Genomic DNA, 11314 nt, shown 5'->3' with positions numbered 1-11314 from the left:
GTCAGCGGCTGTCGCGAGTTAGCGGGATCGCCGGCCTCCGGCCTGCCCCGGTCCGCACGTAGTCGCCGTCCGCGGTCTCGGCTGCCAGCTCCAGCGTGAGCGTGTGGGTGGACACGGTCTGCTTGGACGTCTTGCCGTCTCCCGAGAACAGCCAGATCTTGACGCCCACGCCCCCCTCACGGCCGGCCGTCACGGCGACCTGGGCTTCAAGGTTGATCTTCTCGATCCGGAACCGGACCGCTTCGCCCTCACTCTCCTCGATGGACCTGGAGAGCTCCTGGCGCAGAGCCTTGAGTGCGTCGGCGAGTTGGATCTCCATGCGCTCCCTCACTGTTCGGGCCGCGCCGCGTCTCTGGCGGCGCGGGCCCATCGAGTGTCGGGGGCGGGTACATCCGGCACCAGAGCACTTCGCATAGGAAGCGGATTCGCTGCGGAAGTGCGGAACCGGCCGGCGCTCCACCAGCGCGCCCAGGGCCTACAGAACCGGTCACGGCTACGGCCGGCGCGTCCAAGGCCTTCGCCGGCCGTACAGAACCGGTCGCGGCTACGGCCGGCGCTCGACCAGCGCGTCCAGGGCCTGCGTCAGTCCCAGGCGCTCGCCGTCGACGTACTCGTGCTGGAAGACCTTCTCGCCCAGCACCCGCCGGATCTGGCCGATGCTGCGGTCGCGGCCGTGCACCAGGTGCGAGAAGCCCCACAGCTGAGGGGCTCCGGCCGGCTGCCAGACGCTGTGCGCCGCGCCGAGCAGCAGCGCCGCCAGCCGGGCCTCTCCGCGCTGCGCCAGGACCCGGGCGAGCGTCTCGCTCACCGTGGCCACTCCGAGCCGGTCACCGAGCCGCCGCTTGAGCTCCAGGCTGCGCCGCAGCAGGACGACGGCCTCCTCGGTCTGGTCGATCTCGGCGTACTCCATGGCCAGCGTCCAGAACAGATAGGACCGATGCCAGATCTCGCCGCAGGACTCCGACAGCTCCAGCGCCTGCTGGAAGAAGCCGGCGGCCTCCTCGCGGAGACCGCGCATCGACGCGGCCAGCCCGAGCTGCGCCAGCGCCTGCTGGCCCGTGAGCATGCCGGCGCGGTGCCCGTCGATGCGCAGCGCCGCCCACGACTGCTCCACCGCCCTGTCGGTGTCCGCGAGGAACAGGGCGGAGAGCCCGCGTAGCTGGTGCACGGCGGCGCGGATGCCGTGCCAACACTCGCCTTCGCGCCGGATGACCGGCTCAACGCGCTTGAGCATGCCTTCGGCGCCGTCACGGTCACCGTGCAGGAGCAGAACGAACGCGGCGCTCCACAGTGCCCGGCACCAGGCGTGGGCCAGGCCGTCATCGGGTGGCCCGGGGTGCAGGCCGACTATCCGGCGCATCCAGTGGACACCCTCCCCGACCTTCCCGCGGGCGACCCAGTACAGCCACAGCGCGTACGCGCCGTCGAGGAGGGTGCCGGACGCCTGGTCCTCGGCCAGCGCGTGCGTGAACGCCTGCCGGAGATTGGCGTGCTCCTCCCCGAGCCGCACGAGCCACGCCTGCTGCCGCGGCGTGGCATACGCCTCCTCCGCATGCCGGGCGAGGCCGAGATAGTGGTCGAGATGACGACGTCGCGCCTCGGGCTCCCGCCCTGAGGAGGCCAGCCGCTCCTGCCCGTACAGCCGGACCGTCTCCAGCATGTGCAGCCGGGTCCGTCCACCGGATTCGGCGCGCCGCAGAAGCGACTTGTCGACGAGCCCCGAGACCGCCTCGAACGCCGCGTGCGGGCCGAGCCGCTCGTCGGCGCACGCCGCCTCCGCGTCAGCGAGGGACACGCTCCCCGCCGACACCGACAGCCGCTCCCACACGAGCTGTTCGTCCGCCGAGCACAACTCGTAACTCCAGTCGAACACCCCGCGCAGCGTCCGGTGCCGCGGATGCGCCGTACGCTCCGCGCCCGCCGGCCCGAGCAGGAGGAAGCGCCGGTCGAGCCGGTCGAGCAGGTCTTCCAGGGAGAGCGTGCGCAGGCGGCGGGCGGCCAGTTCCAGCGCCAACGGCAGCCCGTCCAGCAGGCGGCAGACCCGGACCACCGCGGCCCGGTTCTCGGCCGTCACCCGGAAGCCCGGCAGCACCGCCCGCGCGCGGTCGGCGAAGAGGGCCACGGCCACCGAATCCGTGCCGGTGTCGCCCGGGGCCGGGAACGGGCCGACCTCCAGCACATGCTCACCAGCCACATCCAGCGGCTGCCGGCTCGTCGCCAGGACCCGCAAGCTGGGTACGGCCCGCAACAGCGCCCGGGCCAGGGCGGCGGTCACGTCGAGCAGGTGCTCACAGTTGTCCAGCACCAGCAGCACCCGCTGACCGCCGAGCGCCTTGGCGACGGCCTCCAGGGGTCGCTGATCCGCGTTGAGCTGGACGCCGATGACGGTGGCGACGGCGTGGTCGACCATGTCCCGTTCGGTGAGCCCGGCCAGCTCGACCAGCCACACCCCGCCGGGGAACCGGCCCGCGGTCTCCTCCGCCATCCGGAGCGCCAGACTGGTCTTGCCGACGCCGCCGACCCCGGTCAGGGTCACCAGGCGGGCCGTCAGGACCAACCGGGTACCCTCTGCCAGCTCCCGCTCCCGCCCCATGAACCCGGCCAGCACCGACGGCAGGTTACCCGGGGGCATGGGTGGCCCCGCAGCGATCCGGTCGTTCTGGGGGTCCCGGAGGTCCCGGCCCGCCCGGTCAGCTTGGTCGGCCCGGATGTCCCGTTCGGCCTGCTCGGCCTGGCGACCCTGGTCACCCCGAAAGCCCCGGTCGGCCTGATCCCGGTCAGCCCGGTCGGCCCGGTCAGCCTGGAGGTCCCGTTCGACCTGCTCGGCCTGGCGACCCTGGTCACCCCGAAAGCCCCGGTCCGCCTGATCCCGGTCAGCCCGGTCGGCCCGGAGATCTCGTTCGACCCGGTCGGCTCGGAGGTCCGGGCCGGGCACCTGGCTCGGTTCCGCCCGATCGCCTGACAGAGCGATCTCGCGCCAGCGAACCGCCCAGGTGTCGAGGAGTTCCGGCAGGTGCCAGCCATGCGCGGTCTCGGCCGCTCTCCGGGGCTGCGCTTCCGCGAAGGCGGCGCAGGCGCGGACGAACGCCTCGACGACGTCCCAGGACGGCCGGACACGTCCGGAGGCGGCGTTGCGGAGCGAGGTCTCGGAGTAGGGCGTGCCCAACCGGCCGGACTCGCGGGCCAGCGCCTCGTAGCTGGGATCACCGGCCTGGTCGCGCAGGTCTCTCAACGCCTGGGCGAAGCGTCCGAGGAGACTGCCGGGGTCGGAGATGGGAGAGGGCCGACGTCCAGGACGCGCCAACCGACCCACGCCGCCTCCGCCATGACGGTCTTTCTGGACAGGCGGTCAAGCATATCCGAATTCGTCTCGACAGATCTTGCTGTAAGACCGGCCGCCCCCTGGCATTTGCGTGGCCCAGCAGACCGCAGGACAGGCCGCAGACCCACGTGATCGGCACACCTTGCTGTCTGGCATGCGGCCCCACCGAGGTTCCCTGGCCCAGCAGACCGTGAGCAGGTCGAAGATCCCCACGTGACCGCCCGAAGCGCTTCGCCGTCCCGGAGCACGAGATCAACGACGAGTCCGATCCGCACAATCCGCAGCGCCGTACAGCCCGGCTCTTGCCCACCACGACCACGCTGCTGGCCGTACACCGTGCGACCTGGTCGCACTTCCGGTCACCAAGGCCGTCCCAGCCCGGCCCCCGCCGCGCATCGGCCCGCACTGCTGACGGCACTCCTGCGCGCGATCCACAGGGGCGCCTCGGTGAAAACCGTCCAACTCGCCCTCGGTCACTCCTCGCCGATGGTCGCGCTCAACACGTACGTCAGGGAGTGGCCCGAGGCACACGAGAAGACGCGCGCCCTCGTGGACAGCGTGCTCGATCGTGTGCCCCGGATGCGCCTCCCTGCGCTGGCCGCCCAGGTCAGCGCCGTGATCAACTCGCCTTTCAGCGGTAGTTCGTGAACTGCAGGGCGATGTCGAGGTCCTTGCCCTTGAGCAGCGCGATGACGTCCTGCAGCTCGTCCTTCTTCTTGGAACTGACCCTGAGCTCCTCGCCCTGGATCTGCGCCTTGACCCCCTTGGGACCCTCATCCCTGATGATCTTGGAGATCTTCTTGGCGTGCTCCTGGTCGATGCCCTCCTTGAGGGCGACCAGCATCCGATACTCCTTGCCGGACAGCTTCGGCTCGTCGGCGTCGAGGATCTTCAGGGAGAGGCCACGCTTGATCACCTTCTCCTTGAAGACGTCGAGCGCGGCGTTGACCCGCTCCTCGCTGTTGGCCTTGAGCTCGATGTTGTTCTGCCCGGACCAGCTGATGGCTGCCCCAGTGCCCTTGAAGTCGAAGCGGTGTCCGATCTCCTTGACCGTCTGGTTCAGCGCGTTGTCGACCTCCTGGCGGTCGATCTTGCTGACGATGTCAAAGCTGCTGTCGGCCATCGGTGTGAGTGTCCTCTCTTCGTCCCTTCTGACCTTAGCGACCGCGAGGCGCCGGGGTGGGGACCGGGCGCGGGACAATCCGATGTCACGTGCGCCTCCAAAGTCCGCTATTCTTCTGTCTGTCGCCGCGAGCGGATGACACGGCAGGTTGCCCGAGTGGCCAATGGGAGCGGACTGTAAATCCGTCGGCTTAGCCTACCCAGGTTCGAACCCTGGACCTGCCACACCAGCGAGAAGAGGCTCGCCACCAGCGGAAACACGGTGGCGAGCCTCTCTTGTTTGCTCCGGTTGTCTACGACGACCTACGGCCGCCTCCGGCTAGTCACGGCAAATACGCGGCCACGTTTCAGCGCTGGTGGCCTCCTAGATTCGCCTCATGGCTCGCCCCTGCTAGACACCGACCTAAAGAACGATCGGAACGGTCAATAGCAACTTCAGGCGACCCGGTCCAGCTGAGGATCGGTCAGCGCACTCGATCACAGCGGCGTCGGTCAGCGCGCCAGTCTCCCCGCCCGTGGCCGAACATGGTCATCACGATGGGCGGCGGAGACGCCTACCCATCTTCCTCAGCAAAGCTACGAAACCTGGAAGCTCGACGACCCCGCAGGCCAGGCATCGAGGCCGTCCGCACGATCCGCGACGACGTCGGGGCCAAGCTTGAGAAGCTCATCGAGAAGCCGCGACACAGTAGCGCTGTGGTGAACGGTTGGGAGCTCCTGATCACAGGAGTTCGCCCACGATGCCGTCAACAGCCTCGCGGGTTGCCTGTCGGGCCGACTGCTCTAGCTCTCGGCGGATGACTCCTTCCAGCGCTAGAGCACTCGCAGCAGCGATTTGGTCGACCAGCTTTCCCGCAAGCTGCATGGCCGCCTGACGCCCGGCCTCCGTCAATTCGCGACGGATCACCGTCTCCAGCGAATGGAACTGTGTGGCAATGACCTGCTCCACCAGCTTTTGGGCCGCCTGCTGGGCGACTTGGGGGGCTGCGGCACTGAGCTGCCGTTCCAGACTGCTATGCAACGTGGCCGATAGCATCAGCGCACCCCCGCCGCCTTGGTTTATAGAGCGAGATGGTCTCGGGGACTGCTGCAGCTGGTTCAGCCGGCTCTGCAGATGCTCCACGGTTTGCTGCTGGGCGTGGACGGCTGCTTCCAGCTCCGTGACTAGTTGGCGAAGTTCAGTCACCTCTCCGCGCGGCGGCGCGGTGCGTGATCCTCTCTCGAAGAGGAATACGCGTTCCCATGCCTGATCCCAGTCGGCGGCTCGGTCGTCGCCGACTCCAAGCTGCCGAACCAGGGCCAGGGTGACCGCCTTTGAAGCAAGACGCTCGCCCCGCAGCATCTTGCCAGCGGTCTCTCGTGCCACGCGAACCCTGTGGAGCTTAGTGCGATCAGCCAGGGCGCGTAGCGACAGGCCGGATCGAGCTTGCAACAACCTCAGTACGGAGGCCAACTGCTGAAGGGTCTGTATCTGCGTGACGTCGAGCAATACCTGATCAGGTCCTGCTAAGCCGTCGAGTTGATCCGGCTGCTGGGCGGCATCAGCCATGGATGGTTCCTCTCGAGTCGGCGGCACGCTAATCGGCCAGGAAGCGTCATCGTAGACCAGCCGTCCCCAACTGGACGGTCATTCGGGGACAGCTATCAGGGCCGTCCCCGAATGGATCACCACTGGCACGGATGTGGCCTCTACCTGGCCCTGGAGTGGCTGGACAGGTTCACCAGCCGCTGTTCTAGAGGCGTCCCATCCACGTGGTGGCCGCCAAATAGCGGGTCCACCGTGCGCGAAAGAAGATCATGGAGATCGTTGAGCTTCTCACCAGCCTGCTGCAGTTGGCCACCGCGGGAGCTGGTCTGTACGCGGGGGCCATGCTGCGGCGACGGCGTAGCAGCAGCAGCGATCAAGGAGGGCGTCCCGACGCTCCAGAACCACTGGCCGAGTGTGATCCCACCGGCGAGTCAGTCTCTCCCGAGACTGACTCCAGCCGATGACGCTGTCGGGCCGCAGGCCTGCGGCAGGTGGTAACCGGTTCGGCCAGCGGGGTGGGGCTGCCACGCCGGCAACGCTCAGTGACGCTCTACACCCCGCCTTCGACTCGGGACGTCTTCGCCCGAACAACGATTTTCAGGGAGGAACCAGGACAAGGCGGGCGCCCAGGGTTCGTCTCGTTAGTAATCGCGGGCGGCGACGTTCTACGCTGGATACGAACAAGGGCTCGACAGGCGGCGCATTGCCGTGCGCCACGAGCGAGCCCGCGTTCTGACCTAGCGCCGAACCTTGAGAACAAACGCTAAGTACATGTCAACAGTACGAATCTAGCTTAGCGCGGCTGGCCAGAGCAATGAGCCCTGGCCGCATGGTGTCCCCCAAGGCCGGCGCTCCCTCTTAGTGAGAAGGAAGCGCCTTATGGCACAGAACAATGAGCGTGACGACGGGATCAAGATCTCGTCCAGGGCCCTCGGCATCCTGATGAAGGGTGCCATCGGGATCGCCGTCGTGTGGGCGGTGATCAAGCTGGGAGCCGACCCGGTGTTCCTGCCGGGGGTTTTGAAGGCGCTCAAGCTTTAACCTGGTGACGGGCCGCCCTCCCCGGGGTGGCCCGTCCTAGGTTCCTAGGAGTGGAATCGCGCTGTACCTCGAACCCGATGGAACCTCGACGTGGCAGCCACGTTCGGTCAGCCTGCCGTCAGGACGTTTGTCATCTGGTGCGGCCCGGCCCCGGCTAAGCCCGGCAAGGGGCGCATGCTCGACCGGCGCGCACGACGCGCCGCTCGCACGGAGACCGCTTCAACAACGACCGGATCGGGCATGGTGGCCTACCTACGGGAGTGCTTGTGGGTTCGGACCGTTTAGGCGGCCACGGCTTCAGCACTTGGTCGCTTCCCAGATTCGCCTCATTGCCTCCCCCTGCTGTCCGTGAACGCACTTCGCGTAGACGCGGAGAAGAACGTCCACGCTGTGTCCCGCCCACTCGGCCACCTGTGGAGCGGGAACACCTGCGTTGAGCCACGTCGAGACAGCGGCATGCCGCAGGGCGTACGGCACCTCCATGAGTGGCGAGGCTGCCTCTGCTTCCGTGAACGCCTTCGCTCGCGCCTCATGGAACACCTTGAGGTAGGCACGATCAGTCATGAGCCCTCCGCGTGGGCCGATGAAGATGCGCCCGTCCGGACCGGTCCCGAACTTCTTGATGTGCTCCCGCAGCAGCGCGCACAACTCCGGGTGGATCGGGACGGGGCGAGTCTCCCCCACCGCCCGGTGCTTGAGCCCACGCCGCTCGCGGACCTGGCCACTGTTCGTCCAACGGCTTCCCGCACGGGGTTCGGCGTTGGTGAGCTGCATCTCTCCCCACCCTTCGTCGGGCAGGTTGGTCATGTGGGTCTCTCTCAGGTCCACGGCTTCCTCTGGGCGGAGGGCCGCGAAGTACATGCACCCGAAGAACGCCTTCATGCGCTCCCCACGCTTGCTGAGCTGCTCCACGGCGGCCAAGAACCGGCGTGCCTGCTCGATGTTGATGACGGTGCGGGGATCGATGCTGGTGAGGGTGCGAGGCTTGGTCCACTTCACCGTCTTGAGCGGGTTGCCAGCGAGCGCGCCGATCTCCACGGCGAACTCCATGGCGTTGTTCAGCGTCGCTCGCTTGCGGATGGCGGTTGCAGCTGAGGCGGTCTCCCCGTTCTTGGTACGGCTGATCCTGTCGAGCACGCCTCGGGCCAGTCCGGCACCCCTACCGTCGGGTTCCTCAAAGGCGGTGATCGGAACCGTGTTGGCCTCCAGCCACTTGACCACGGTGACCAGCTCAGCCGGCGGCGCGTCCTGCTTGTCACGGACGCGGTTGCTGTAGGCCCAGCGGAGAGCGGCGCGGCGGCTGTCCCGGTCGGGAGCACTGTCCAGCTTGGTCATCAGCGCCTCAGCAGCATCCGTGAGGGCCTCAGCGATCCCGCGCCGGTGGTTCGGCGAAGCGTAGGGCCATTTGGCATCCACGTAGGCGAGCGTGAAGGCGTACCAGCTGAGCGCTGCTTCCTCGCGCTTCCACGAAATGGGGCGGCCTGTCGCCACGTAGAACGCCTCACCCTGCCGGGCGGCGGTCATGAGTTGCGCTCTGAAGCTCTCAGCATGCGCCAGCGTGCGGAACGGCTCTTTCCACTCCCGCCCATCCACGAGCCATCGGACGTAGTACGTGGTGACCTTGGAGCCCTTGTAGACCTTGATCTTCCAGAAGCGCACGCTGTACGTGGTCTTCTCCATCAGGCGGCGTCCTCTCGCTCGCTGAGCCAGCGCTCCAGTTCGGAACGGCGTACACGGAGCTGCCGATTGGCCAAGGTGATGCAGCGTGGTCCGCGCCTCTTGGCGCGCCACTCGTAGAAGGTGGACTGTGCGATCTTGAGCTCCTCGCACACCTCGGGGACGGTGAGCTTCTCGTCAGCAGTCATCAGGCGGCGTCCCTTCCTGCCAGGTCGGGGTGAACTCGATAGGCCGGAGAAGGCCGGCGGCCTGGCCCGCTGCGGGGCGCTTCGGGCTCGCGCCGGATCCAGCCGAGTTGTTCGAGCAGGTCCAGCGGTGCCTCCAGCTCGGCCACCTTCCGGAAGCGGCTGCGGGAGAGCGCGGTGAAGGCCTCGCGGACGGTGAAGCGGGCCGTCCGGGTGCGCTCCAGCCAGGCATGAACAGTGCGAGCGCCGTCCACGTCGGCGTCGGCGCCCATCGCGTCGAAGGTGGCCAGCGCGTGAGCGGTGAAGTACTCGCCGAGCGCGATGGCAGCGTTGACGGTGTCGGCGCTGATCGGGCGTCGCCAGCCGTCGTCAACGTGGGCGGCGAGGTGGATCAGGCCGGCCAGGCGCATCACTGCACCGTCGAACTTGCCTGCCCAGTCGGTGATGTGGCCGAGGTCGCCCGAGTCGGGACGCAGGCGCGTCTCGGTCCGTCGGCGGTGCTCGGTGAAGGTCTCGTCGGCCTCGGCGGACAAGACCAGGCGAGCGGGGTCGTCCCAGTCGTGCATGCCGATGGTGAGCCGCTGAAGGTTGGCGTCATAGCGGGCGGCAACCGGTTCGGGCACGGGCGGTGGGTCGATGCGCCGGTATCCGACGTTGCTCTTGGGCAGGCTGTAAAGGATGCGCCCGAGCAGGCCCTTGCCGCGAAATCCCGGCATGCTCGCGATGTCGGCGATGATCTCCGGCTGCACGGCCAGGCCCATGGTCAGGGCGGCGCTGTCCACCCGTTCCGTGCGGTCTCGCCGGTCGACGATCAGTGCGTCTCCGGCGTGCCCTTTCAGGAACAGGTCCAGGTTCGGCGTTCCCGAGTAGCGGCCGGCGAGTGTGGCGAAGATGCCGCCCTCGGCGCTGAGCACGGCCAGTCGTCCGCCTTGTTCAGTGAGCAGGCTCGCGGCCGTCTCCGGGGTGATGTCGTCGGCCACGAGCCGGGGCAGGACAGGGACCTTGATGCCCTCCACGGCCAGGGCGGCGCTCTGCGCCTCGGCGATGGCCTCGGGCGCGGCTTCGCCTCGCGCGCCGCTGGCCGTACGGGCGGCCTTCTCGGCCACGTCGACAGCCAGGCGGCGGGCGACCTCGGCTTCGGTGATCTGCGGGCCGATCCGATCCGCCAGCGCCTTCTCCGCACTGTGCAACGGCGCGGTCATGGCACGGAACACCGCCGACTTCCGCGAGCCCGGCGGCATCGCGACCAACACGAACAGGTTGACCGGCTCGGTCCACGAGCCTCGAACGTTGACCACCGCTCGGCCCCCGGCAGCGGTGGACAACGCGGCCAAGCCCACACAGCCCGCCAGGTCAAGCGGCGTCTGTGTCTCCTCTGCCACGGCGGACATGTGCTCGGCCACCCACGCGGGAAGCGCATGCACGGGAAAGGGCGGCAGCTCGCGACGCTGGCCGAAGGGCGCCGGCTTGTCCCACGGATGTGCGGCCTGGTGCAGCTCGGCGAGCTGCTCGGCCGCGCCGAGCTTGCTCAACAAGGCATCGGCGGCGGCCTGCGGGTCGATGATGGTGCTCACGCCGCCCTCCGCGGCCGGCGGCTACCGGAGTCGAGTCCCGAACGGATCGTGGAGAACGCTTCACGGGCCGGCAGCCCGATGGCCTCGGCAGCGCTCTGCAGGCAGGCTTCGGCCAGGTAGCGCGGCAGCAGATCCGCGGCAGCGAGCTGACCGAGGGCGAAGGCCGCGGCGTTGAGGGTGTCGTTGCGGGTGCCAGGAACGGCGGCCAGGACGCGTTCCACCTCTGCGCGCATGACGGTGAGCGCGTAGCCGAGAGCGTGACCCACCGCAGGCCGGGATGCCGACTGCACGGGATCGACTGCGAGACGTTCGGCCAGCCACGACGGGAGCAGGGGCGGGGCAGCCGCGTGGATGGCCTCATACCTTCCGGAGCCCACGCGGCTTCCAGGGCCGACGACGTAGCCGCCGCGCGCCCGGGTGTCGATCTTCCAGCCGAGCTTGCCGGCCGAGTTGCCAAGCTCCACGTCGGGCGGGGTGGAGAAGTAGAGGTGCGTGCCGCCGCGCCCCGTGCGGACCGTGAAAGTCTCCAACGGCAGAGGCTCTCCGGCCCGCTCGCAGAGCACGGCGAGAACGTCGGCGCCGTCATGCACACCGGGCAGAGCCCATTCCGACGGCGGCGGATCATCCCCGTCCTGGGGAACATCGAGGTCGATCACCAGGAGGCGGGACGGGCCACACGCGATGCCGATGTTGAACGGCGCGCGTGCCCACATCTGCCGGATACGCGCGGCGCTGGTGGTGGCCTGCCGTTCCCAATCGGTAAAGCCGCGCAAAGGCCGCTTCTCGCCGGGCGTGAGCGGGAAGACATGCCATCCGCGAGCGGCGGCGGCCAAGGCGTACCGGGTGAGGTCGTGCATGTGGATCT

At 68.4% G+C, this 11314-nt stretch carries 11 protein-coding genes and 1 tRNA gene; 4 read left to right on the top strand and 8 right to left on the bottom strand.

The genetic code is table 11. The features are described 5' to 3' along the window. Position 1: 1 nt before the first annotated feature. The gene (locus ACWENQ_RS40415) at positions 2 to 319 is read right to left on the bottom strand and encodes a trypco2 family protein (RefSeq protein WP_449914724.1); all 318 of its coding nucleotides are present in this window, start codon (positions 317 to 319) and stop codon (positions 2 to 4) included. A 225-nt stretch (positions 320 to 544) separates the two neighbouring features. Beyond that, the gene (locus tag ACWENQ_RS40410; protein ID WP_452419023.1) at positions 545 to 2632 is read right to left on the bottom strand and encodes an ATP-binding protein; all 2088 of its coding nucleotides are present in this window, start codon (positions 2630 to 2632) and stop codon (positions 545 to 547) included. Between the two features lie 63 nt (positions 2633 to 2695). Between ACWENQ_RS40410 and ACWENQ_RS40405 the strand changes: the two genes are divergently transcribed. Together ACWENQ_RS40405 and ACWENQ_RS40400 are read left to right on the top strand one after the other, a co-directional pair. Then, entirely contained in the window at positions 2696 to 2962 is a 267-nt protein-coding gene (locus tag ACWENQ_RS40405) for a hypothetical protein (protein ID WP_452419022.1), read from the top strand. Positions 2963 to 3769: 807 nt separating this feature from the next. Then, positions 3770 to 3970 (top strand): hypothetical protein, encoded by a 201-nt coding sequence (locus ACWENQ_RS40400; RefSeq protein WP_452419020.1) that lies wholly within the window; start codon positions 3770 to 3772, stop codon positions 3968 to 3970. Here ACWENQ_RS40400 and ACWENQ_RS40395 read toward each other — a convergent pair. After that, positions 3954 to 4445, bottom strand: coding sequence for a YajQ family cyclic di-GMP-binding protein (locus tag ACWENQ_RS40395; RefSeq protein ID WP_449914733.1), 492 nt, complete (start codon positions 4443 to 4445; stop codon positions 3954 to 3956). The genes ACWENQ_RS40400 and ACWENQ_RS40395 overlap by 17 nt on opposite strands. 142 nt (positions 4446 to 4587) lie before the next feature. Here ACWENQ_RS40395 and ACWENQ_RS40390 point away from each other — a divergent pair. Further along, positions 4588 to 4669: transfer RNA gene (locus ACWENQ_RS40390), tRNA-Tyr, on the top strand. A 496-nt stretch (positions 4670 to 5165) separates the two neighbouring features. Here the strand turns inward: ACWENQ_RS40390 and ACWENQ_RS40385 are convergent. Beyond that, positions 5166 to 5993: a hypothetical protein gene (locus ACWENQ_RS40385; RefSeq protein ID WP_452419019.1), complete on the bottom strand. Its 828-nt coding sequence runs from the start codon at positions 5991 to 5993 to the stop codon at positions 5166 to 5168. An 858-nt stretch (positions 5994 to 6851) separates the two neighbouring features. On the opposite strand from ACWENQ_RS40385, the gene ACWENQ_RS40380 reads away from it, so the two are divergent. Next, positions 6852 to 7013: a hypothetical protein gene (locus tag ACWENQ_RS40380; protein ID WP_452419017.1), complete on the top strand. Its 162-nt coding sequence runs from the start codon at positions 6852 to 6854 to the stop codon at positions 7011 to 7013. A gap of 297 nt (positions 7014 to 7310) precedes the next feature. Here the strand turns inward: ACWENQ_RS40380 and ACWENQ_RS40375 are convergent, their stop codons facing one another. Genes ACWENQ_RS40375 through ACWENQ_RS40360 form a run of 4 tightly spaced genes read right to left on the bottom strand, consistent with a single transcriptional unit; the run spans position 7311 to position 11306 of the window. After that, positions 7311 to 8693 (bottom strand): tyrosine-type recombinase/integrase, encoded by a 1383-nt coding sequence (locus tag ACWENQ_RS40375; protein ID WP_452419015.1) that lies wholly within the window; start codon positions 8691 to 8693, stop codon positions 7311 to 7313. Continuing rightward, positions 8693 to 8878 (bottom strand): helix-turn-helix transcriptional regulator, encoded by a 186-nt coding sequence (locus ACWENQ_RS40370; RefSeq protein WP_452419014.1) that lies wholly within the window; start codon positions 8876 to 8878, stop codon positions 8693 to 8695. Before ACWENQ_RS40370 ends, ACWENQ_RS40375 begins: the two co-directional genes overlap by 1 nt. Further along, the gene (locus tag ACWENQ_RS40365) at positions 8878 to 10449 is read right to left on the bottom strand and encodes a YfjI family protein (protein WP_452419012.1); all 1572 of its coding nucleotides are present in this window, start codon (positions 10447 to 10449) and stop codon (positions 8878 to 8880) included. The genes ACWENQ_RS40370 and ACWENQ_RS40365 overlap by 1 nt, the downstream gene beginning before the upstream one ends. Further along, positions 10446 to 11306 carry a bifunctional DNA primase/polymerase gene (locus tag ACWENQ_RS40360; RefSeq protein WP_452419011.1) on the bottom strand — a complete coding sequence of 287 codons (861 nt, stop codon included), beginning with the start codon at positions 11304 to 11306 and terminating at the stop codon, positions 10446 to 10448. The genes ACWENQ_RS40365 and ACWENQ_RS40360 overlap by 4 nt, the downstream gene beginning before the upstream one ends. Positions 11307 to 11314: the final 8 nt, after the last annotated feature.

This window comes from Nonomuraea sp. NPDC004354 (assembly GCF_053602555.1).
Note: the sequence above shows the minus strand (reverse complement) of the source record. Positions and strands in the feature narration are given on the sequence as shown.

Coding starts and splice junctions, on each gene's coding strand:
- ACWENQ_RS40415 (WP_449914724.1), bottom strand. CDS start 319: ATGGAGATCCAACTCGCCGACGCACTCAAGGCTCTGCGCCAGGAGCTC.
- ACWENQ_RS40410 (WP_452419023.1), bottom strand. CDS start 2,632: ATGCCCCCGGGTAACCTGCCGTCGGTGCTGGCCGGGTTCATGGGGCGG.
- ACWENQ_RS40395 (WP_449914733.1), bottom strand. CDS start 4,445: ATGGCCGACAGCAGCTTTGACATCGTCAGCAAGATCGACCGCCAGGAG.
- ACWENQ_RS40385 (WP_452419019.1), bottom strand. CDS start 5,993: ATGGCTGATGCCGCCCAGCAGCCGGATCAACTCGACGGCTTAGCAGGA.
- ACWENQ_RS40380 (WP_452419017.1), top strand. CDS start 6,852: ATGGCACAGAACAATGAGCGTGACGACGGGATCAAGATCTCGTCCAGG.
- ACWENQ_RS40375 (WP_452419015.1), bottom strand. CDS start 8,693: ATGGAGAAGACCACGTACAGCGTGCGCTTCTGGAAGATCAAGGTCTAC.
- ACWENQ_RS40370 (WP_452419014.1), bottom strand. CDS start 8,878: ATGACTGCTGACGAGAAGCTCACCGTCCCCGAGGTGTGCGAGGAGCTC.
- ACWENQ_RS40360 (WP_452419011.1), bottom strand. CDS start 11,306: ATGCACGACCTCACCCGGTACGCCTTGGCCGCCGCCGCTCGCGGATGG.